The sequence below is a fragment of the Schaalia hyovaginalis genome, assembly GCF_014208035.1.
In the GTDB taxonomy this organism is placed as follows: Bacteria; Actinomycetota; Actinomycetes; order Actinomycetales; family Actinomycetaceae; genus Pauljensenia; species Pauljensenia hyovaginalis.
This window is the reverse complement of the sequence record NZ_JACHMK010000001.1, coordinates 449,839-472,957: the sequence shown is the minus strand read 5'-3', so window position 1 is coordinate 472,957 and position 23,119 is coordinate 449,839. Positions and strand designations below refer to the sequence as shown.

Genomic DNA, 23,119 nt, shown 5'->3' with positions numbered 1-23,119 from the left:
GGTTTCCCCTCGGAATTCCCCCGAATTTCCCAGGTTTTCCCGACCCCGACGAGGACTACTCCCCCGCTTGAGCCCTGACCTGGGGTTTCACCAAGCGGGAAGGGCGCGCCGCAAAGACAGAGCACCTCAATCCAGACGGGCGAACTCAGCGGCGACCACTCCCGCACCGCCCTCGACGAGCACGCGCAGGCCCGCGCCTTCACCCGTGAGGAAGGAGCGGAAGGTGAAGACCCGACTCCCGCCCCCGAGCACGATTTCGGTGAGCGAGCGGTCGTGGATGACCTCGATGCGCGAGGCCTCGCCCGCCTCGAGGGCCACTCGCCGCACGTCCCCGTGCGGATAGCGGGAGGCGGAGCGATCCACCTCGAGCGATTCCGGCGTCACCCGGATGCGCACACCCCCACCGCTTTCCGCTTCAAGGACGAGGGCGGAAGCGGCGGGCAGATTCAGGCAGGCCGAATAGCGCCAGGACCTCGACCCCTCGAGCTCGACAACGCCTCCGGCACCGCCCTCGTCGATCGAGGGGGCCGAAGCCGGCACGAACGGCAGGCCGGGGAGGAAGGGGCGCTGCACGAGGCGGCCCGAGACGAGGGCGAGGGCGCGCGGACTGGTGAGGCAGTGGACCCAGCCGCCGGACTCGATGGAGGGCTGATCATCCTCGCCCGCATTGCCGGCCCAGCCGATGAGGAGGGCCGGATCGCCGGAGTCGAAATCCCCCCAGTCGGCGCCGCGGCGCGCGTACACCTGGGGCGCATAGAACTCGAAGCCCCTGTCGACCTCCTCGAAGGCGCCGTCCGCGCCGCGCAGCTCAGTGCCGACGAGGTTTCCGACGACGTAGACGCAGGGGAAGACGTTCTCGAAGCCCTCGCGCTCGGGGCTGATGCCCTGCGGGCAGAAGATGAGGACGTCACGGACATCGCCGCTCGCCTCGTCGCGCAGGCGGACGAGATTCGGGCACTCCCACATATAGCCGAAGTCGTCGAAGGCGCCGCCCGCATCGGGGAAGGTCATCTCACCCTCGCAGACCCAGTTCCTCCGGTCGCTCGAACGGTACAGGAGGATCGCTCCGGTGAGGTTCGCGCGCTGGACGCCGAGCATCATCCGGTAGGACCCGGCGGGATCATCGGGATCCTTCCAGACCTGCGGGTCGCGGAAGTGGGCGGTGTAGCCCTCGGGCTGGCGGGCGATGATCGCTTCGCGCGTCTTCACGAAGGTCCGCAGGTCCGAGGTTTCGACGAGGCACTGGGTCGCTTCGCGCTCCCCCGTCCCGGGATCCTTGTAATTCCCCGTATACCAGAGTTCAACGCCGCCCTCGACGCCGATCGCCGTGCCCGAGTAGGCGCCATTGGCATCCTGATGGGAGTCGGGGAGGATCGCGGGGGCCCGGTAGTCCCAGTGGACGAGGTCCTTCGAGACCGCATGCCCCCAGTAGACGAATTTGAGCGGATGCTCGGGCGTGTACTGGAAGAAGGCGTGGTAGTCCTCGCCGTCGACGATGAGGCCGTTGGGGTCGTTGAGGCGCCCGACGGGGGGCGCGACATGGAAGGCCGGACGGTCCGCGTCATCGCGGGCCCTCGAATTCCGCTCCGCCGCTTCGGCGCGAGCGAGGAAGTCTGTGCTCATGCGCCGAGCGTAGCAAGTCTGACATTCGATTGACAGACTCGAGAGGGGATCGTCCCGCTCCCGGAGGCCCGAAACCCCGGCCGGGACATAAGGTGAGCATAACCTCTCTCACTTGCTACTGGGAATCGATCTCATTAGTCTGGATGTGCTCAACAGTCGCATCGATCACCGCAAAAACGCGGTTTCACGCGAGTCGTCGCACCCACCAACAGGAAGCAGAGATGATATTCACGAAGTCGCGAATCGCGGCGGGGCTATTGGCATGCGCCGTCGCCGTTTCCATGCTGGCACCACCCGCTCAAGCGAGCGAACGCCTTGACATCGATGCGGGCCACACCGACGCCTTCTACATCGAGACCGCCTCAGGGGCACCAAAGGTCCTCGTCAACAACGGGATCCAGAACCAGAAGCACAATCCCGACGACGTCGCCTTCGTCATCAGCGCCGACACCTACGGCCGCTACGAGCCCTTCGCCCCCTACCTCGATCGCGGGAACGTCGGCTACTACACCGCCTCCGAGAACGCCAACTACTTCGAACCCGGATGGTCGGCCCCCTCCTTCCGCGAGAACGGATTCAGCTCCGTGCGCATCGACTTCACCTCGGTTCAGGGCCCCGGAGACGTTGCGATCATGGGGAACAGGCTGTCGTCGGAGGAGCCCTTCGCAAAGTTCCTCATCCCGACCGAGCGGATCGGCGAGATCACCGCCCTCGGCAATCAACTGCAGGACTCGAAGGCGCTCGAAGGATTCGGCACCAGCGGGATCCCCAACGGGACCTACTACGTCGAGCCGGGCGTCTCCCTGCCCGTCTTCGGGCACACCCACGCCCACTGGTTCTTCACCGCCGCCGGGGAATACCGCCTGCAGGCGAAGGCCGTCGGCGTGAAGAGCAGCGGGGAAACCGTGGAATCCGCACCGTTCACGACCGTCTTCAAGGTCAAGCAGACCTCTTTGGCTGAGCCCCCGGTGATCACGGGCAACGAGGACGACGCGGACGACAACACCGGCTCCGATGAATCCGAGGACGAGCCGGACAGCGATTCGGACGATTCCGGCACTGATTCAGACGATGCGGACTCCGACGATGCCGACTCGGACTCCGATTCCGACGAGCCGAGCGGCAAGCCGGAAGGCGGATCCCCCAGCGGAAGCGGCAGCTACTCGCCGATCTCCACTCCGGTCACCTTCAAGTCCGGCCACATGGACGCCTTCTACATCGGCACCCGCGGAGGCACCCCCCAGCTCTTCCTCAAGGAGGACGTCAGCGCCTCAGAGCCGACGGCCCGCGTCCCCTCCTCGGTGACGATGGTGTTCGTCAAGGAGCGCTACGAAAAGACCGGCAACTTCAAGGGCTCCATCCAGGAGACGGCCGGATACCACTCGAACGCGAAGAGCCGCACGATGAGCATCTACTCCCCGGGATGGTCGATCGACGACTACGCGGGCAACGGCTTCTCGAAGGCCGAAGTCCGTTTCACCTCGGTGGAGGGCCCCGGGAGGATCGTCCTGACGGGAACGCAGACCATTCAGGGGACGCTGCCGCCGGTTCTCACGAACAACAGCCCCTACCTCACCGCGGGCGCGGTTCTGCCCGTCAGCGGGCACACCCACGGATACTGGCTCTTCAGCCGCCCCGGCACCTACACGGTCAAGGCCCAGGCGGTCGCGACGAAGGCCGACGGCTCGGGCGAACTCAAGTCCCCGGAGGAGACCTACACCTTCATCGTCGAGCCCAACCCGGCCGACCCCTCGGTCGGCTCCGGAGATTCCCCCTCGCCGGATCAACCCGATTCCGACGATGATGAACCGAGCCTCGAGATCCGAACGCCGGGCGCGTCGATCACCCCGGGAGCGACGGTCGAGGTCCTCGCCAAGGGCTTCACCCCTGACAGCCGGATCGAAGCCGCGCTCACCGCGCTCAGCACCCCCTTCACGCGCACGCCCCTCGTCTCCGACGTCCCCGTCGGCAAGGACGGCAAGGCCACCCTCTCCCTCGCCCTGCCCGCCTCGCTCAAGCCGGGCATGTACAACCTCTCCGCAGGCCCGGTCGGCGAAGATCCCACCGCCTTCTCCGTCATGAACGTCGCTTCCTCCTCGAAGCCGATCACGCCGGTCCCCTCGACCCCGGAAGACCTCGGGCCTTCGCCCAAGACGATCGGAGCGGTGGACGAGAAGGTCGAGATCTCCCACGGGCACCTCGACCTGTTCACGGCGATCGCGAAGAACGGATTGCTGTACCTCGTGGCGAAGGACGATTCGAAGGGCACTCCGGTCCTGCGCGATCCTGCCGACGTCACCTTGCGGATCGGCCAGAACTCCTTCATCTCCTTCGACAAGCAGATCGCACCGAACCTGCCGAAGTCGGGGTACTTCCTCGACGCGGGAGGCCTCAAGCAGCAGGAGATGCTCTTCCCCGGATGGGACACGAACGGCGTTCGACCCGACTTCGAAGCAGTCGATTTCGAGATCCTCTCGATGAGCGCTCCCGAGGGCGCCAAGGCGTACATGTTCAACACGAAGACCTTCGGGGGCGTGACGCCCGCCTTCACGAACGGCAAACTCGAAATCGGCGCAGGATCGGTGATCCGCCAGGCGCACCCGGCCCACGTCCACACGAACTGGCTCTTCTCCGCTCCCGGCACCTACACGATGAAGGTGCGGGCGAAGGCGAAGGCCCTCAACGGCTCGGGCGAAGCGCTGTCACGGGTCGCGACCTACACCTGGAAGGTCGGCGACGACAAGGCCCCCGAACCTGAGAAGAAGCCCGAGTCCGAGAAGAAGCCCTCGCCCGACTCCGCAGCCCCGGCCGTCGAACCCCCGTCGCCGTCCGTCTCCCCGGCGGGCTCCACCTCGGCCTCCCCGACTCCTTCGACCTCCGGCGGGAGCGCTCGCAGTTCCTCGGCTCCGAGCGTCGCCAAGGCGAAGTGCTTCCCGAAGCAGAGCGGCGGTTCGGGCGCCGATACCCTCCTCCCCCGCATCAAGGACGACCGCACCTCGCCCGGCGAATGGGTGGATCCGCAGCGCCTGTCCTTCTCGATCTCCGATGCCGGGAAGGCGACCGTCCCCATGGACATCGGCGCGATCTCCAAGGGATCGTCCGTCTGGATGATCTCGATGTCGCAAGTCGCCGGGGTCCCCTGGATCGGGGTCAACACCCAGCACCCCAGCCTCGGCGAGAAGGCCCAGGGGCCGACGACCTTCGCACTCACCTCCTTCTCCGGACCCGGAAGGCTCGAGGTGTTCGAATTCGGGCGAGGGCTGTCGGCGAGCGTCGGGAGCATCTGGTTCTCCGGAGGCGACGGGAGCGCGAGCGGCTCCACGACGGTCGCCCCCAACACCCACGTCCACCCGAACTGGGTCTTCACCAAGCCCGGGCGCTACGAGCTCGGAATCACGATGACGACCCGCGCGAAGGACGGTTCGGAGCTCAGCGGCTCGACGGTCCTCACCATTGACGTCGGTTCCGCAGACGGCATCAGTGACGGGCACTTCGACCTCGGCCCCTCCATCGGCCCCGCGGGCTCGACGACGGTGTGGGTCGATGCGGACGGCAAGCCCTGCACCCCTGACGCCAACGATCTGGCCGCTGCCGGACTCGCCCATACCGGCGTGTCCGACCTCGCCCAGATCCAGACGGCGATCCTCGCGCTCGCCTTCGTCGGAGGCGCTCTGGTCATGCTTCGCTCGCGTCGCCTGAGAAGGCGCTGAGCACGCGCATCAGAGGGGCGGGCGGAATCCCGGTGGATTCCGCCCGCCCCGAGTTTTATGCGACTGGATCGAGGGGCCTCCTCGATTCGGGAGGTACGGCGAGAAGGCGGGCCCCACCGGGCCCGGCGGCCTCCCCTCCCATGACGATCCCGCGAGAACGGTGACGGGGAGGGGCAGTCACTCGGAGCCCCGAAGCGCCGCGCACCCGGTGCGCGCTTCGCGCAGTATGGAAATCCCCGCGATCCCGACTTCTCGTCGGAATCACGGGGAAAACCGTGGCGGTAGCGCTGGGATTTGAAAGCGGCGCGAATACTGTGCCGTTTGCCCCGAGATTCTGCGATTTGGCTTGATTCCTGGGGAAAGTGCCCCTTGGAACATTCCACAGTCTACCCCATATGCCCCATAAAGCCCGTAGAATGGGCGCGCCGTGTACCCCGTATGTACCCGACGGAGAAGGGGAGAAAACGTTGAGAACAGAGACTTCCTGGAGCATCGACCCGCGATTTTCCGACTCCGAATACGCCGACTGGAAGGCCGGGAAGCGTCCGGCGAAGCCCAAGCCGAAGTATTGGCGCGTCCGCTACCGGGATCCCCGCATCGACCTCCCCCAGCTTGGACCGTGGATCAACGGCCCCCACTTCCCGACGAAGAGGGCCGCCGAGGCGTGGGCATCCAAGATGAAGACGGCCATTGCATCCGGGCAATGGAAGCACCCCGACCAGGTGAAGGCCGAGGAAGAGGCCGCGAGGATCGCAGAGGAGGAAGCCGACCGCGAGCGCGCCCGCGCCGAGGCCGAGGCGAAGTTTCCCTTCAAGGCCTACGCCGAATCGTGGTTGAAGACCCGGCGACTGGCAGCCTCGACCCGCGACGGCTACGAGACCTACCTCAACGCCCACATACTCCCCAAGTGGGGGGAGACGCCCATCCGGGAGATCACCACCGCGCAGGTACGCGAGTGGATCGCCACGGAACTGGCCCCGGGCAAGCCGGGAGCCCGTAAGCACGCCTTCGAGCTGTTCAAGACGATCATGGCGACCGCCGTCGACGACGACGTGATTCCCTCCTCCCCCTGCAAGCGGAACATGCTCGGGTCGACGAAGGCCGACGCGGGCCAGTCGCAGCGGCACGCGCCCCGAGCCCTCACCGCCGAGGAGGTTCAAGCGCTCGCGGCCGAGGTGCCCGCCTACATGCGCGCCGCCGTCCTCGTCGACGCGACGACGGGCCTACGCATGGGAGAGCTGCGGGAGCTGCGAGTGAAGGACTTCGACCGTCAGGAAGGCACCCTCAGCGTGTCCCGATCCGTATCCGGCACCGGCAAGACGCTGCACCTCAGTACACCGAAGACGAAGGCGGGCACGCGCGTCGTGCAGCTCGACCCGGCGACCGTCCAGCTCGTCGTGCAGCACCTCGCCGCCCGACACATCACCGACCCCGAGGCGCTCATGTTCCCCTCGTCTAGGGACGTGAACGCCTACATGCCGCCCAAGACGTTCCAGCTCAACATCAAGCACGCCTTGGAGCGGCTTGGCTTGTCTCATGCGTCGCCCCATGACTTCCGGCACACGGCCGCGTCAGTGGCGGGCAGGACTCCGGGCGTCTCACCGAAGGACGTTCAAGGACTGCTTGGGCAGTCGACCCCGGGCATGGCGCTGCGCTACATGAAGACGGACGACGAACACCAACGCCGGATCGCGTCAGCGCTCGCCAAGGAGCTGCTCACCCCGCCGACGGCGAAGGATCCGGAGGGCGCGAAGGAGGGCGCGAAGGTGACCGACCTCGAGGAGCGGCGCAGGGAGCGGGCCGAGTCTGTGGAAGCCGACGCCCTGCGGGCTGCCGAGCTGCTCGAGGAGCTGCGCCGGATGGGCATCAGCGACCCCGACACTGTGGCACGGCTGCTCAACAGCTAGGGCGCTCGCGGACGGGCTCGGGAGGAGTTCGTGAAGCACCTTCTCCAACATCTTCGGTAGGTGGCGGATCCAGCTCGAGGAGTAGCTCATTCGCGAGTCGCTGCTCGAGGTGAAGCGCGTCTTCGAGCACCTACTCACGGAGCGCGACCTCACGACGTTTCGAGATCCCGCTCGAGGCGAACGACCTCGAGAAGCTCAAGGTGCACGACTTCGCGTGACTCAAGATGTACGACCTCAGGAAGTTGACGAGGAAGGATATCCACAACTTTTCGCGCTCGCGGACCAGTGGACAACTCGCCCCGAGGGGCAGGGAGCGGCGCAGCGGGATCCGCATCCATTCCATGTGTGTTGCAATTCACATTCTGCAGATTTATCCACAGGAAGAACGGCGTCATTTCAACGTTTCGCTGCGGGCATCCGCAGTCACATGCCCAACACACGGTTATCGACGGTTATCGACGGTTATCGACGGCTATCGACGGCTATCGACGGCTATATATCCACGGGCGCAGCGGATCGGCAGGTCAGCCCATAAAGGCGTCACACGCCTTTTTCATGCCGTTGTGCGACCATTGATGACGCCAGCGGGGAACCGAAACCCCCGTTCGGCAGTTACGACGAAGCCGAGGATCCGAACGGCGCTGCAACGCCGGACCGCCCCCTAAGGCGGCCACCGAATCCCCGGCCCGTCACTCCCCTTGTCCTTGCATGAACTTGAAGGAGCACATCCATCATGGCGCATATCGACGCCCCTGCGCACACTCACACACCTTCCAACACCCTTGAAGGTGACCCACGCGGCACCTCCCACACCGCCGGACGGACCGCCTACACGCCCGCCGAAGTCGCCCAGATGATCGGATGCACCGCGAAGGGCGTCCGCCTCATGGTGGCCCACGGCGATATCAAGGGAGTGAAGATCGGCCGCCGAATGGTGCGGATCCCCGCCGAAGAGCTCGCCCGACTGAGCATCCTCCCCGAAGGCGGCGACCTTCGATGACCGTCAAGAAGCCGACGACGACGGACGCGCTCAACCTGTCCGTGAAGAAGTTCGCGCTCATGTGCGACATGTCCGAATCGACCGTGCGGAGCCTCATCGACCGGGGCGAACTTCGCGGGATCCGGATCGGGACCGTCGTGCGGATCCCCGTCTCCGAATTCAAGCGTCTCGGACTCGACTCCCCGACCGTTCGGGAGGTGGCGTGACTATGAAGCAAAGAAGAAGCCGCCCCGCCCCGAAGGGCGGGACGACCGTCGCCACTGTCAAGCATACGGCCTCCGGGGACATGGAGCGAACCGCGTGGCATGCGCTCCACGGATCCGCGCTCAGGCTCGCAGAGACGACCGGCCGGACTGTCGTCGAAGGTGCGCGAGGGCGTTTCTCATCGGAAGTTCGGCGGATTGTTGAACGGCTCGACATTCTCGCCCTTCGCCTTGTCGCCCTCGCAGACGAGGGGGCGGACGAATGAGCGAATGGAAGTGTACGGCTCGCGGATGTCCCATGTACCTCAACGGTTTTGACGCGGGCGAAGCGTTCGGCCACATGATCGGAGTCCAAGAGGGCTACGCGTGTGGCCTAAAGGAGACTAATCGCGCGCAGTTCGAGGAGGGGTATCGGGCCGCAGAAGAGGACATGGCGCGCCTTCAACGTCATGGCGTTGCCGTGGCCCAGTGGGCGGCGTCGAATCCGATCTTCGAGGAGTTGTGTCACCGGCGCGGCGATGTCGTGCGGGAGGCTCAAGCCAGAGCGGACCGTGAGCGCATTGATGCCGATGGGTCCCCGTGGCGTCGCGTGTTGGGGGGTGCGGCGTGAACCTCGAGCCCGACACCTGGGAGGACTACGCACCCGGTGAGGATGGTGATTCGGACGGCTGGCACGACTCGGACGGGCACCCGCTGTTCACCGATCTTGCGGTTGTGCTCGCCGACGGCTACCGGCCGCCCAAGCCCACCGTTATGCGCAGGGATGACCGTATCGGATTGTTCTATGCCAACGCGGTGAACGTGCTGTTTGGCGAGTCCGAGTCTGGCAAGACGTGGATTGCGCTCGCGGCCATTGCCGAGGTGCTGACCGATGGGGGGCGTGCCCTATTCGTCGACCTGGATCATAACGGTGCACAGGCGATTGGTGCTCGATTACTCGCGTTCGGGGTTCCCTTCGCGACCGTGGTCGACCGGACTCGGTTCCGCGTCTCCGAGCCCGACGAGTGGCAGGACCTACAAGCGGTGATCTCGATTGCCGTCTCAACGTTCCGCCCGGCTCTCGTCGTCGTCGATTCGGTGGGCGAGGTTGTGCCACTTCGGGGCGGCAACTCAAACAGTCCCGACGACTATACGGCCGTACATCGGGCGGTGTTCACCCGTCTTGCGTCGGCCGGGGCCGCCGTTGTCGCTATCGATCATGAGCCGAAGAATCGGGAGACGGCGAAACTCGGAGCGACTGGGACGGCCGCGAAGCGCAGAGCGGTGAACGGCGCTTACCTTCGCGTCAAGAAGGACGCGCGTCGACCGTTCGCGCCCGGGCATGGCGGGGCCGCGTACATCTCGATTGCGAAGGATCGGTTCGGGGGATTGCGCGGAGCGTCCCCCACGGGCACAGAGGAGCGTGAACCGCTCGCAGCGCGTTTCGTCATGGACACGGACGGCGACCGGCTCAATTGGCACCTGTATGCGCCCGGCGACAATGAGCGCAACCCCGACAGCGCGGCCAACGAAGATCATGTTCGCCGACTGCTTGAGGATCCGAACGTGTTCGCGATGACCATCTCCGGAGCGTGCAGCGTCCTACACATTCGCCGGGAGGACGCAGCGAAAGCGCTCGCAGAGGCGAAGCGGAGGAAGGAATCGGAGTTGGATGCAGTTCCCAGTTCCCACACTATGGGTACGGAACCGGGAACTATCCCCACAACGGGACGGCGGGCGGCACAGTTCCCGCATGATTCCACGGTTCCCGACGGTTCCCGGACAGTTCCCGGAACTACTCACCCCAATGCGGTTCCCGCGATAGTTCCCAGTTCCCACACTATGGGTACGGAACCGGAACCACAGACCGCACCCCTATGGGAGGACGGCGCAGCATGAGCCGAGCAACTCCACCGATCCGGATCACGAGTGGGCAAGCCTTCGACCTCGGGACACTCACTCAACGGGCCGCGCTCGCAGGGGCCCCATGCGCTGGGGATCCGCGTTTCATTGATGATGATCGAGGATCCAAGCCGAGGCCACCCGCGAAAAGGGCGCGGGTGCCATGCCCCTACCCGGATCCTCCCCAGCCCTGTTTTCCGAGCATCCTCGGAAAAGTCAGTCATTCACCGGCCCGCGCTCGCGGATACGCCACCAGGGAGAAAGGATCACCCTCCCATGTCAGTCATTCACCGGCCAGCCCCCGGCGCGCGCATCGTCGCGACCATTGAAGGCCACGACCTTACGATCACCGGGCCGACCGCCCACACTCTCGACGAGTGGGAACAAGCCGGGCCCGCACTCCACATCCCGAGCATCGTCGTGCGCGACCTCGAGGACGCCGAACGCTTAGCAACCGCCCTCAAGGAGTACACGCGCGACCGCAAACGCTGGACGGCACACCACGGGACGCGACAGCCAATCGAGTAGGCGGATTGTGCCCACCCCAGGGCAGTGGGCGCGTCGGGGATGGGATGATTCTGAGTCACATCCATTCACCCGCACATCCCAGGGGGGAACCCCAGGCACAATGACTCCGGACCGCCGGTGAAAACTGAAAAATGCGCGCAGGGTTCAAAATTTTCGCCCACACACCCGCCAGCGCTCCCATGCGCGCAGATCACCACAAACTCACCCGCCCTCACGCGACGCCCACAGCGGGCCCGCGAGCGCCCCTATCGGCCCGAAATGGGCCACCACTCACCCACCATCAGAGGCGCAGGGGGTCCACGTTCAGTGTGGACCCCCTCCTCTGAGGGGTTTCCAAATAGTGGAACCCCATCGTGACGGCCCGCGCAGATGTTTCGCGATCCCAAGGCCCCTCCCCAGTGCTCGCGTTGCCCCAACACATGAAGCCCCAACACCCACCCTCACACGCACGCACGCACACAGGACGGCACGGTACCGAATCCCGAAAACCCGTACACAGTCCGAGGGCGCATACGCGTAGCGGTCGGGTGTGGGTGCCCCGGGGTATCCCCCTCCCCCCACCTGCCTCGCGCTCCACGAGGCATAGCGACCTCCACACACAGAGGACCCACGAGCGCGGTTGAACAGGCTGTGAACAGGTGAAACAGCCCGGGCCATACTCACGGGCTAAAGGGAGGGCACGTAACGCTTATTCGCTTGCGCCGTCATCAACGAAGAGGCGTCATCCGCGTGAAGGCCCCTCCGGGCCGGGAGGCACTGTGTCTGCTTCCCAGCCCGGAGGGTGTCAGTCAGATTGACGCAGCGCCCTTCCCTCACGCGCGCCCCCTAGTGTCGGGGGAGAGGAGCACTGCCGGCCACCTCGACGGTCCCGCCATCACGGTCGCTCACTCCGACGACCTCGAGGAAGGAGCGACGGGCGGGGTCCTTGTAGTGGTGACCGTGGCGGGAGAGGGTGAGCGGATCAAGTTCGAGGAGCAGGGCGAGACCTTCCGAGTCGTGCAGCGTCTCGGAGTCATTCCCAGCGCGCCGTGTACCCCGTGTGTACCCGACGGGCGCCCGCGCTATACAAATTTGCCCCGCGACTCCGACTTTTCGTTGGAATCACGGGGCAAACCGTGGCGGTAGCGCTGGGATTTGAACCCAGGGTGGCTGTGACACCACACAGCATTTCGAGTGCTGCACCTTCGGCCGCTCGGACACGCTACCAGTGGGAACGAGTATAGCGCCCCCGCCACCGAGCTCGCCAATTCGATCAGCTCATTGCGATCCGTCCCACATCGCCATCCGTCGGCAGGCGGCGTCGCGACGCGCCCGCATGAGCCCCCGCGCAAGTCAGCGCAAAGCGATCCCCCGTCGCCCGGGCAGGCTCGGCATTCCGAGCTCGACGGGCCGACGAGCCCCCTCCTCCCCTGAAGCGCCGCCGCAGGGCGACGAGGAGCGGACGCCCCCGCAGCCGCAGGCCGAGGGCTCCGGCCCCTCGCCCTCGCCCACCGCTGTCCCGCCCTCGTCCCCCGCGCAGGCGGAAGCGTGGAGCTGCAGGACCCCGCCCGCATCCCCGGTGTCGTTGCGGCGCTCGATCGCCGTGGAGAGCATGAGCTTGATGCGGTTGAGCTGATTGACCTCGGACGCGCCCGGGTCGTAGTCGACGGCGACGATGTTCGCCTCCGGGTAGCGGGTGCGCAGGGCCCGGAACATGCCCTTGCCGACGATGTGGTTCGGCAGGCAGGCGAAGGGCTGGGCGCAGATGATGTTCGGACAGCCGTGCTCGATCATGTCGACCATCTCGGCCGTGAGGTACCAGCCCTCGCCGGCCTGGTTGCCGAGGCGGGCGATCTCCTGAGAGCGCGCGGCCATGTCGCGCACGTCGCGGTGCGGCTCGAACTTGCCGCCCGTCGCCGCGAAGGCCCTCTTCACGGGTTTCTCGTACTGGAGCATCGCCCACAGCGCGAGCGGCAAGAGCCTTAGGCCCCGCCCGTTGATCCCGAGGTTCTCCCTGTCCCATTGCGAAGTCGCGACCGAGTTGTGGAAGAACTGCATGAGGCCGGGCAGCTCCGCCTCACAGCCTTCGGACTCGATGACGTCGACGGCGTGGTTGTTCGCATCCGGGTGGAACTTCACGAGGATCTCGCCGACGAGACCGACCCTGGGCTTGCGGGGGATGTCGAGGAGCTCGAGGGCGTCGAACTCCTCGACGCATTCGGCGATGAGGCGCGAGTAGCCCAGCCGTTTCCCGAAAGTCGCCGACGCCCCGGTCTGGAGCCACTCCTGCCAGATCGCATCCCAGCGCCGGTAGAGGGCCATCGCCGATCCCGGCACCGCCTCGTAGGGGCGGACGCGCAGGAGCATCGACTGGAGGGCGTCGCCGATGACGATCGCCTGAATCGCCTTGTGGAGCATCGGCAGGGTCGTCCGGAACCCGGGATTGTCCTCGAGCCCTTGGACCGACAGCGCGATGACGGGCACCTGCGGGTACCCGGCGTCGCGCAGACCCTTGCGCAGCAGGGCCGCGTAGTTCGTCGCACGGCACATGCCGCCGGTCTGCGTGATGCCGACGGCGGTGCGGTCCGGATCGGCGCGCCCGGAGACGAACTCGTCGATGAGCTGGCCGATGACGACGATCGCCGGGTAGCAGGCGTCATTGTTGACGAATTTCAGGCCGGTCTCCATGGTGTCGCGACTCGTGCGCTCGAGGAGTCGGACCCTGAACCCGGCCCGTCTGAGGACGGGCATGACGAGGCGGAACTGGATCGGCGCCATCTGGGGGGCGAGGATCTCATAGCCGGCGTCGAACATCTCCTTCGTGAAGACCGCACGCGGGTGGATGTGCCCGGCGGCGACGCCTTCGCCTTCGGCCGCGGCGGCCGCTTCGGCGGGATCGACGAGGGCGGTGTCGATGCGCTCGGAGACGGAGGCCCTTTCAGCGACGGCCGCATCGAGCGAACGCAGCCGGATCTTCGCGGCGCCGAGGTTGGAGACCTCGTCGATCTTCAGCACCGTGTGGACGTCGCCGCGGCCCTCGAGGATCTCCTGGACCTGGTCGGCGGTGATCGCGTCGACGCCGCAGCCGAAGGAGTTGAGCTGGACGAGCTCGAGGTCGGGCTCGTCGCCGACACGGGCGGCGGCCTCGTAGAGGCGCGAGTGGTAGCTCCACTGGTCGCGCACGCGCAGGGGCCGCTCGAGGCGGCCGTCGACGACCGCGTCCTCGGTGAGGACGCCCATGCCGAGGCCGACGATGACCTCGGGGATGCCGTGGTTGATCTCGGGGTCGAGGTGGTAGGGGCGCCCGGCGAGGACGATGCCGCGGACCCCGTGGGCGCGCATCCAGGCGATGGACTCCTCGCCCTTCTCCCTGATCTCGCGTTTCACCGCCGCGTCCTCGTCCCAGGCGGCGTCGAGTGCGGCCCTCATCTCCTCCAGCGGGATCTCGTAGCCGTACTCGGCGAAGGTTCTCACGAGGTGGGCGGGCAGGTAGTCGCGGTTGCCGAGGTTGACGAAGGGGCTGATGAACTTCACGCCCGGCTCGTTCAGGCGCTCCATGTTGTTGCGGATGACCTCGGGGTAGGTCGCGACGACGGGGCAGTTGAAGTGGTTGTCCGCGCCGGTCGATTCCTGCTCGTAGTTCACGCAGGGGTAGAAGATCGTCCGGATCCCCTTGTCGAGGAGGGACTCGATGTGCCCGTGGACGAGTTTGGCCGGGTAGCAGACGTTCTCCGAGGGGATGGACTCCATGCCGGTCTCGAAGAGCTCGTGGTTGGAGCGGCCCGAGACCATGACGCGGAAGCCGAGCTTCGTGAGCATGGTGAACCAGAAGGGGTAGTTCTCGTACATGCCGAGGACGCGGGGCACGCCGATGTCGCCGCGGAAGGCCTTCGCCTCCGTGAGGCGCCGGTAACCGAAGATCCGCTTGTACTTCCAGTCGAACATGTTCGGCAGTTCGGACTTCTTGGGGATGCGCTCGAGGGAGGCGCCGCGCTCGCAGCGGTTGCCGGACACGGAGCGCTCGCCGTTGGAGAAGGTCGAGATCGTCATCCGGCAGTGGTTCTGGCACAGGCGGCAGGTCTTGCGGGTCGTCTCGACGCAGAAGGACTCGAGGTCCTCGATGCGCGCCAGGGTCGACTCGCCCTGCCCCGAGTCGTGCATGCGCGCGGTGAGGGCGGCCCCGTAGGCGCCCATGAGGCCGGCGATGTCGGGGCGGACGACCTCGCGCCCGGTGAGGAGCTCGAAGGCGCGCAGGACGGAGTCGTTGAGGAAGGTGCCGCCCTGGACGACGACGCGCTCGCCGAGGTCGGAGGGATCCTTGAGCTTGATGACCTTGTAGAGGGCGTTGCGCACGACCGAGTAGGACAGGCCCGCGGAGATGTCGCGGACGTCGGCGCCCTCCTTCTGGGCCTGCTTGACGGAGGAGTTCATGAAGACCGTGCAGCGGGTGCCGAGGTCGACGGGCGAGCTCGAGTCCATCGCGGCCTTCGCGAAGGTGCGGACGTCGACCCCCATCGTCTCGGCGAAGGTTTGGAGGAAGGAGCCGCAGCCCGAGGAGCAGGCTTCGTTCACGCTGATCGAATCGACCGCGCGATCGCGGATGCGCAGGTACTTCATGTCCTGGCCGCCGATGTCGATCACCGAGGTGACGCCGGGCGCGATGTGCTCGGCGGCGCGGAAGTGGGCCATCGTCTCGATCTCGCCCTCGTCCATCGTCAGGGCCGCGGTGACGAGGTTCTCGCCGTAGCCGGTCGCGCAGGCGCGGCCGATGACGGCGCCCGCGGGCAGTTCGGAGCGGACGCGCTTGACGATCTCGACGGCCGCGGCGACGGGGTCGCCCTCGTTCGAGGCGTAGTGGGTGAAGACGATGCGGTCGAATTCGTCGATGAGGACGGCTTTGATGGTCGTCGATCCGGCGTCGACGCCGAGCCAGCAGCGCCCCTGGGCCTGGGAGATGTCGGCCTTCTCGATGACCTCGGCGCCGTGGCGCTCGGTGAATTCGGCGCGTTCGGCCTCGCTGGCGAAGAGGGGGCGCATGCGGGGGGATTCGGCGATGATCGTCGCGGTCTTGAGGGAATCGATGAGGGAGAGCAGGGGGCGGGCGGAATCGGTCTTCGTCGCGCCTCCCGCAGTCCCGCCGGCCCCGCCCTCGTGAACGGAGGGCTCGGGGGAAGCGGCGGCGAGGACGCGGCGGTGGTCGCGCTCGGCGAGGAGCGCTGCGCCGATCGCGACGTAGAGCTGGGCGTTCTCGGGCGTGATGAAGGCGTCGGCCTTGGGCAGGAGGGCCCGGTAGGCGGCGCGGAGCTGCGGGAGGAAGTGGAGCGGGCCCCCGAGGAACATCACGGTGCCGCGGATCGGCCGTCCGTTCGCCAGGCCCGCGATGGTCTGGGTGGCGACGGAGGTGAAGATCGAGGCGGCGAGGTCGGAGTGGGCGGCGCCCTGGTTGATGAGGGGCTGGAGGTCGGATTTGGCGAAGACGCCGCATCGGGAGGCGATCGGGTAGAGCTGCGTGTGATTGGCGGCGAGGTCGTCGAGGCCGGAGGCGTCGGTCTTGAGCAGGGTCGCCATCTGGTCGATGAATGCGCCGGTCCCGCCCGCGCAGGTGCCGTTCATCCGTTGTTCGGGCGTGGGGTGGAGGTAGGTGAGCTTGGCGTCCTCGCCGCCGAGCTCGATGATGACGTCGGCCTCGGGGTGGAGGCGCTTGGCGGATTCGGTGCCGGCGATGACCTCCTGGACGAAGGGGATGCCCATGGCGCGGGCCGCAGCGAGACCGCCGGAGCCGGTGATCGCGGCGCGGACCTCGAGACCGGGGTACTCGGCTTCGATATCGGCGAGGAGCCTGCCGAGTTCGGCGCGGACGTCGGCGTTGTGGCGGCGGTAGTCGGCGAAGAGGATGGTGTCGGCGTCGAGGAGGACGGCCTTCACCGTTGTCGATCCCACGTCGATGCCGAGGGGGCAGGGGTGATCGGGGGGTCGTTTCGCGGTGGTCGTCCGCAGGCTCGGGCCGAGGCCTTCTCGCATCATTTCCACATTCGTGAAATTAGGAGGGGCGAGCAGGAATTTCCAGAGTGATGAAAATACAGTGAGATCATGGATCGTCACTTCGCCCAAGGCGCGGAATCAAGCGCAACGCACGGATTCCGACGACAATGGGGACGAGGGCGGAACAGCCCGCGCGTGGAAACCAGGTGCAGCCATTAGGAGAAGACCCAGATGACGGAAATCGCCGCCGACTCTCAGAAGCGAGCGACGTCTCGAAGCGCGGGCACCTCGAAGAAGCGCGCCTCCGGCTCGAGCCACAGAGGACCCGCCGCCGCCCGGGGCGAAGTCCGTTCCCGGATTCTCACCGCCGCCCGCGAGGAGTTCATCGAGCGCGGATACGACGGGGCGACGGTTCGCGCCATCGCCCGGCGCGCCGAATGCGACCCCGCCCTCGTCTCCTACTACTTCGGCTCCAAGCAGAAACTCTTCCGCGCGTGCATGGACCTGCCCCTCGACCCCGCGGCCGAAGTCATTCGCCTGCTCGCCCCGGGCCCCGAGGGCGCGGCCCGGCGCCTCCTCGAATACGGGATCTCGATCTACGAGGAGAAGCTCACGGCGGACACCCTCTTCGCCCTGATGCGCGCGCTGCTGACGGATGCCGCGACCTCACGCCGCTTCCGCACGTACATCCGCACCGAGATCATCGACCTCGTCGGCGACTACCTCGGAGCGGACGAGCGATTCGGCGAGCAGATCGCCCTCACCCTGGGCACCATGTACGGGATCGCGTCGATGCGCTACATCGTCAAGCTCGAACCGATCGCCTCCATGCCGCGCGAGCGCTTCATCGACCTTTTGACCCCCTATCTGCAAGAGCGCATCGATCGATTCTGGGCGGCGCCCTGAAAGCGCACCGGGAGGCCCGCCGCCTCCCGGAAGGGCCGCTGATGACGAGCAGAAAGCCTCAGACCCACCCGTGATCGGGAACAGCCCGGCCGGGGCGGATCGAGGGGTCGGCGCCGCCGCGCGGACCGAGCCCGGGCGGAGCCCGCGACGGGACTCTACGATCAACACGACGAGCAGCACCGATCCGAGGGGGATTCCATGGGCAATCGACTTCAGACCCAGGACCGGCTCATCGAAGCCGCGCGCCGGATCATCATCAACGAGGGCATGGAGGCGACCTCTCTCGAGCACATCTGCAAAGCCGCCGGCTTCACCCGCGGGGCCTTCTACTCGAACTTCTCCTCGAAGGACTCCCTCCTCGCAGCCCTCGCCGAGGAGGAGTACACCGGCCTCATCAAGCGCCTCCGCGCGACCGTCGAGCGCTGGAGCGCCCCGGGCGATGAAGCCGCGCCCGCCCGAGCGGGCGGGGACCGCGACTCCGAGGCGCTCCTCATGGAGAACCTCCTCTTCGAGGCGCTCGACGCGATCGGCGTCGAGCGGGACCTCTACCTCCTCCACTCCGAGCTCATCCTCCGCTCGATCCGCGACCCCGAATGGGCGGAGCGCTTCAGCGCCATCAACGAGGAATTCGTCGACGAACTCGGCCTGGTCCTCGTGACGATCCTCTCGGCGGCGGGCCGCGAACTCGTCTCCTCGCGCCGGGCCCTCACGCACTCGGTGATCGGCGTCGTCCTGCGCGCCTCGGCGATCGCGGGCTGGAGGCTCTCCGCCTCCGAACGGGTCGGGGCCGACGAGCGGACCCGAGGCTCCGAGGAGGACGCATCATCGGCCCCGCGAGCCGGGGCGAAGTCCTCCGCGGCGCGCGAGATCCTCGAGGTCGTCCTCACGATCCTCTACGCCTCCTCGCGCCCGCGCAGCTGAACGGGGGCGCGGGCGCGCAGGGGAGCAGATCCCATTCAGCGCCTCCCACTCCTTGAGATTCCGCGGTAGCTCAAATGCTGAACTTTTTCGCGGGATCCCGCCGAAAATACGGAACCGTATTCGCGCGCCCCCGCGACGCGCCCCAGGGTGGGATCCGATGAACACCGCCCCCGACTCCCCCGCCCCCTTCGCGCTCCGCCGCTTCGGCGAGGTCGATTCCGCCCTCGCCGTCCTCGCCCGCGCCGAAGCCGAGGAACGACTCGCCCCCTTCACGACGATCCTCGTCGACCACCAGAACGCGGGCCGCGGGCGCTCGGGCCGCCGATGGGAGGACGCCTCCTCCTCGATCCTCACGGCGATCCTCGTCGAGAGCGCCGAACACCACCTGACCTGGACGCCCCTCCTCGCCGGGATCGCAGTCGCCCGGGCCCTCGAGGCGCGCGGCGCCTCCCCGCTCCTCAAATGGCCGAACGACGTCCTCATCGACGGCCGCAAAGCCGCGGGGATCCTCTGCGAGCACCTCGGAACCGACCCGGCCACCGGCCTCCACCGGATCGGCGTCGGCATCGGAGTCAACCTCGAGACGGCGCCTGAAAGCGCGGGCGAAGGCGCCGGAGCAGTCCCCCTCCTCGAAGGCGAGACCCCCTCCGAAGCGCGCGAATCGATCCTCCCCGCGATCATCACCGCCCTCGCCCGCCTCCTCGCCGCCGACCCCTCCTCCTGGCACGAGGCCTGCGCCTCCCGACTCCTCCCCTTCGGCGAATGGACGACGGTCCGCCTCCCCGGACGCCCGCCCCTGCCGATCCTCCCCGACGGCCTCGCCGCCGACGGCGCCCTCCTCGCCCTCGACGCCCGAGGGCGGCGCCTCACCATCACCGCGGGCGACGTCGATCTGCCCGCGCCGACCCGAGGAGAACGCCCATGAGCTTCCTCTTCAAACGCCGCGCGAAACGCCCGATCCGCAAGATCCTCATCGCCAACCGCGGCGAGATCGCCGTCCGCGTCATCCGAACGGCCCGCGACCTCGGCCTCGCCTCGGTCGCCGTCTACTCCGACCAGGACATGCACTCCCTCGCCTGCGACCTCGCCGACGAAGCGCTCGCCCTGGGCGGATCCGCGCCCGCCGACACCTACCTCTCGATCGAGGCGATCCTCGCGGCGGCGAAGAAATCGGGGGCCGACGCGATCCACCCCGGATACGGCTTCCTCTCCGAGAACGCCGATTTCGCCGCCGCGGTCCGCAAGGCCGGGCTCGTGTGGATCGGCCCGAGCGCGAACGCGATCCGCTCCCTCGGCGACAAGATCTCCGCCCGCGCGATCGCGGCGAAGACCGGCGTCCCCGTCATCCCCGGAACGCCCCTGCCCACCCGCCCCGACGCCGCCCGAGACCGCCTCCTCGACTTCGCGCGCCGCGCCGGCTATCCCGTCCTCGTCAAGCGCGCCGACGCCGGCGGCGGGCGCGGGATCACGCGCTTCGACTCCGAGGACGACGTCCTCGGCCACTTCGAGGCCCTCCTCGGCTCCGCGCCCCTGAACGGCTACTTCGTCGAGAAGATGGTGACGAGGGCGCGCCACGTCGAGACCCAGTGCGCCCGCGACGCCCACGGCTCCTTCGCGGTCATCACGACCCGCGACTGCTCGGTCCAGCGCCGCAACCAGAAGGTCGTCGAGGAGGCGCCCGCACCGCACCTGGCGCCCGCCGTCGAGCGCGCCCTCGAATCCCACTCCCGCGCCCTCTTCGAGGCCGTCGACTACATCGGCGTCGGGACCTGCGAATTCCTCGTCGCCGAGGACTCGAGCGTCTACTTCCTCGAAGTCAACCCCCGCCTCCAAGTCGAGCACACCGTCTCCGAGGAGGTCGCGGGCATCGACCTCGTCGCCGAGCAGATCCGCATCGCCGACTCCCTGCCGCTCAGCGAACGCCGAGCGGCGCGCGGCCACTCCTTCGAAGTCCGCATCACCTCCGAGGACCCCGCCGCCCGACTCATGCCCGCGACCGGACGCATCTCGCAGATCTCCTGGCCCGGCGGGCCCGGAGTGCGCGTCGACGCCTTCATCCGCCCCGGCGACGCGATCGGCTCCGACTACGACTCGCTCATCGGCAAGCTCATCGTCTCCGCCCCGACCCGCGCCGACGCGCTCGCACGGCTGAGCCGCGCCCTCGGCGAATTCTCCCTCGAAGGCCTGCCGACCTCGGTCCCCCTCATCGAGAAGATCATCACCCACCCCGACTTCTGCGGCCCGGACTCGCCCGCGGCCAGGCCCCTGCCCGCGGGCCCGCCCGGAACGGCCGGCGGACGATTCCCGAAAGGCGAACGCCCCTTCGCCGTCCACACGAAGTGGTTCGAGGAATCGAGGATCCTCGACGAACTCGCCGCCCCCGTCCCCTCCCCCGCCCGCCCCGCCAGGAGCGCCCCCGGGGGCGCCAAACCGGAGGACATGGAGTCCTTCACGATCGAACTCGACGGGCGGCGCACGACCCTCCGCCTCCCCAGGGAGTTCTTCGACCTCGCCAGCAGGAGCGGGGCAATCCCTGAGCGGCCCGCCCGCACCCAGCACCTCCGCAAGCGCGGCGGACGCCGCGAGGAGCGGGGCGCCGCCGACTCCGGACCCGCGCTCCGCGCTCCGATCCAGGCGACCGTCGTCCGCGTCCTCGTCGAGGTCGGGCAGAGCGTGAACGCGGGCGACCTCGTCCTCGTCCTCGAATCGATGAAGATGGAGAAGCCGATCCTCGCCCACCGGGGCGGGAGGATCGCAGACATCCGCGTCGCCGCCGGGGACTCCGTCACAGCCGGGGACCCCCTCGTCCTCGTCGAACCCGAAGAGGAGACGCGATGACCGAAGCGCACGACTCCCGAGCAACTGGGACGCAGGACCGGCCCGACGAGGGCGTCGCCGTCTCCCGCGAGAACTTCGCCGCCCGCAACCGCGAGGTCGTCGAAGCCGCCGAGGAGCGCGCCCGCTCCCGCCAGCACCCCCACGGGAGGCGGACCGCCCGCGAGCGCATCGCCGAACTCCTCGACGAGGGCTCCTTCACCGAACTCGACCGCTTCGCAGGCGGAGACATCGACAAGGGCGCCCTCGGCTCGGCCGTCATCACGGGCGCCGGGACGATCGACTCGCGGCCCGTCGCCGTGTACGCCCAGGACTTCTCCGTCCAGGGCGGCACCCTCGGGCAGGTCGAGGGCGACAAGATCCTCCGCCTCATGGACCGCGCCCTCTCCCTGCGGATCCCGATCATCGCCCTCCTCGACTCGGGCGGCGCGCGCATCCAGGAGGGCGTCACGGCGCTCGCCCAGTACGGGCGGATCTTCAAGAAGACGAGCGAATGCTCGGGCGTCGTCCCCCAGCTCTCCGTCATCCTCGGTCCCTGCGCGGGCGGCGCCGTCTACGGGCCGGCCCTCACCGACTTCATCATCATGACGAAGGCCTCCTCGTACATGTTCGTCACCGGCCCCTCCGTCGTGAAGGCCGCGACCGGGGAGGACATCGCCGCCGAGGACCTCGGCGGCGCCGACCTCCACAACTCCGTCTCCGGCGTCGCGCACTTCCTCGCCGAGGACGAGTCCGAGGCCCTCGACTACGCGCGGACCCTCCTGTCCTACCTCCCCTCCCACTGCGAGGAGCCCGCGCCCCTCTTCGCCTACGACCCCACTATGAGCGAACCGCCGAACGCCTCGCGCGTCGGCGACCTCGTCCCCGAATCCCCCAAACAGGCCTACGACATGGTCGAGGTCGTCGAGGCGATCGCCGACAATGAGGAGTTCCTCGAGGTCCAGCCCCTCTTCGCGCCCTCGATCCTCATCGGCTTCGCGAGCTTCGAGGGGCGCCCCGCCGGGATCGTCGCCTCCCAGCCGGCCGTCGACGCGGGCACCCTCGACGTCGACGCCTCGGAGAAGGCCGCCCGATTCGTCCGCTTCTGCGACGCCTTCGGGATCCCCATCGTCACCCTCGTCGACGTCCCCGGATACCGGCCCGGCTCCGAGCAGGAGCGCGCCGGGATCATCCGCCGCGGAGCCAAGCTCATCACCGCCTATGCGAGCGCGAGCGTCCCCCTCGTCACCGTCATCATCCGCAAGGCCTTCGGCGGCGCCTACATCGTCATGGGCTCGAAGTCCCTCGGCGCGGACGTCAGCTTCTCCTGGCCGGCCTCCCAGATCGCCGTCATGGGCTCCGAGGGCGCGGTCGACATCGTCTTCCGCCGTCAGCTCGCCGAGGCCGGGCAGCAGGGCCGCGACATCGCCGCCCAGCGCGCCCACTACCAGGCGCTCTACGAGAAGCACTCCGTCAACCCCAACCTCTCCCTGCGCGGGGGCCAGCTCGACGGCCTCATCGAACCGGGGCGGACACGGGAGGCGATCGCCTCCTCGCTCCGCCTCCTCGCCCGCAAGGACCGCGCCGTCCACTCCCCCAGGGTCCACGACAACGCCCCCCTGTGACGGAACCCCCACCAGACCCCCACACGAAGAAGAACGGAAG

Annotated in this window: 14 protein-coding genes and 1 tRNA gene; 12 read left to right on the top strand and 3 right to left on the bottom strand. The window is 67.7% G+C overall.

The annotated features are described in order from the left end of the window. Positions 1–126: 126 nt before the first annotated feature. Positions 127–1,623, bottom strand: coding sequence for a glycoside hydrolase family 32 protein (locus tag HD592_RS02025; protein WP_184451507.1), 1,497 nt, complete (start codon positions 1,621–1,623; stop codon positions 127–129). A 221-nt stretch (positions 1,624–1,844) separates the two neighbouring features. On the opposite strand from HD592_RS02025, the gene HD592_RS02020 reads away from it, so the two are divergent. The 7 genes from HD592_RS02020 (at position 1,845) to HD592_RS01990 (ending at position 10,852) form a co-directional block, all read left to right on the top strand. Then, complete coding sequence (locus HD592_RS02020) at positions 1,845–5,333, top strand: choice-of-anchor M domain-containing protein (protein WP_184451506.1); 3,489 nt, start codon at positions 1,845–1,847, stop codon at positions 5,331–5,333. 467 nt (positions 5,334–5,800) lie between these two features. Beyond that, the gene (locus HD592_RS02015) at positions 5,801–7,240 is read left to right on the top strand and encodes a tyrosine-type recombinase/integrase (protein ID WP_184451505.1); all 1,440 of its coding nucleotides are present in this window, start codon (positions 5,801–5,803) and stop codon (positions 7,238–7,240) included. 733 nt (positions 7,241–7,973) lie between these two features. Next, positions 7,974–8,240, top strand: coding sequence for a helix-turn-helix domain-containing protein (locus HD592_RS02010; protein ID WP_184451504.1), 267 nt, complete (start codon positions 7,974–7,976; stop codon positions 8,238–8,240). After that, positions 8,237–8,446: a helix-turn-helix domain-containing protein gene (locus HD592_RS02005; RefSeq protein WP_184451503.1), complete on the top strand. Its 210-nt coding sequence runs from the start codon at positions 8,237–8,239 to the stop codon at positions 8,444–8,446. Before HD592_RS02010 ends, HD592_RS02005 begins: the two co-directional genes overlap by 4 nt. Before the next feature lie 295 nt (positions 8,447–8,741). Next, entirely contained in the window at positions 8,742–9,053 is a 312-nt protein-coding gene (locus HD592_RS02000; protein WP_184451502.1) for a hypothetical protein, read from the top strand. Continuing rightward, positions 9,050–10,321, top strand: coding sequence for an AAA family ATPase (locus tag HD592_RS01995; RefSeq protein ID WP_184451501.1), 1,272 nt, complete (start codon positions 9,050–9,052; stop codon positions 10,319–10,321). Before HD592_RS02000 ends, HD592_RS01995 begins: the two co-directional genes overlap by 4 nt. A gap of 279 nt (positions 10,322–10,600) precedes the next feature. Continuing rightward, positions 10,601–10,852, top strand: coding sequence for a hypothetical protein (locus HD592_RS01990; RefSeq protein WP_184451500.1), 252 nt, complete (start codon positions 10,601–10,603; stop codon positions 10,850–10,852). 1,116 nt (positions 10,853–11,968) lie between these two features. On the opposite strand, the gene HD592_RS01985 is transcribed toward HD592_RS01990, so the two are convergent. Continuing rightward, a tRNA-Ser gene (locus HD592_RS01985) sits at positions 11,969–12,058 on the bottom strand. A gap of 126 nt (positions 12,059–12,184) precedes the next feature. After that, positions 12,185–16,852: an acyl-CoA dehydratase activase-related protein gene (locus tag HD592_RS01980; protein WP_184454341.1), complete on the bottom strand. Its 4,668-nt coding sequence runs from the start codon at positions 16,850–16,852 to the stop codon at positions 12,185–12,187. Positions 16,853–17,044: 192 nt separating this feature from the next. Here HD592_RS01980 and HD592_RS01975 point away from each other — a divergent pair, with 192 nt between their 5' ends. The 5 genes from HD592_RS01975 (at position 17,045) to HD592_RS01955 (ending at position 23,079) form a co-directional block, all read left to right on the top strand. Beyond that, on the top strand, positions 17,045–17,719 hold the full coding sequence (locus tag HD592_RS01975; RefSeq protein ID WP_184451499.1) for a TetR/AcrR family transcriptional regulator: 675 nt from the start codon (positions 17,045–17,047) through the stop codon (positions 17,717–17,719). A 198-nt stretch (positions 17,720–17,917) separates the two neighbouring features. Further along, positions 17,918–18,640 (top strand): TetR/AcrR family transcriptional regulator, encoded by a 723-nt coding sequence (locus tag HD592_RS01970; RefSeq protein ID WP_184451498.1) that lies wholly within the window; start codon positions 17,918–17,920, stop codon positions 18,638–18,640. A 157-nt stretch (positions 18,641–18,797) separates the two neighbouring features. Beyond that, positions 18,798–19,565 carry a biotin--[acetyl-CoA-carboxylase] ligase gene (locus HD592_RS01965; RefSeq protein WP_184451497.1) on the top strand — a complete coding sequence of 256 codons (768 nt, stop codon included), beginning with the start codon at positions 18,798–18,800 and terminating at the stop codon, positions 19,563–19,565. Continuing rightward, the gene (locus tag HD592_RS01960; RefSeq protein WP_184451496.1) at positions 19,562–21,478 is read left to right on the top strand and encodes an acetyl/propionyl/methylcrotonyl-CoA carboxylase subunit alpha; all 1,917 of its coding nucleotides are present in this window, start codon (positions 19,562–19,564) and stop codon (positions 21,476–21,478) included. The genes HD592_RS01965 and HD592_RS01960 overlap by 4 nt, the downstream gene beginning before the upstream one ends. Beyond that, a complete protein-coding gene (locus HD592_RS01955) occupies positions 21,475–23,079 on the top strand; it encodes an acyl-CoA carboxylase subunit beta (RefSeq protein WP_184451495.1) in 1,605 nt (534 codons plus the stop codon). The genes HD592_RS01960 and HD592_RS01955 overlap by 4 nt, the downstream gene beginning before the upstream one ends. The last annotated feature ends 40 nt before the right edge of the window (positions 23,080–23,119 follow it).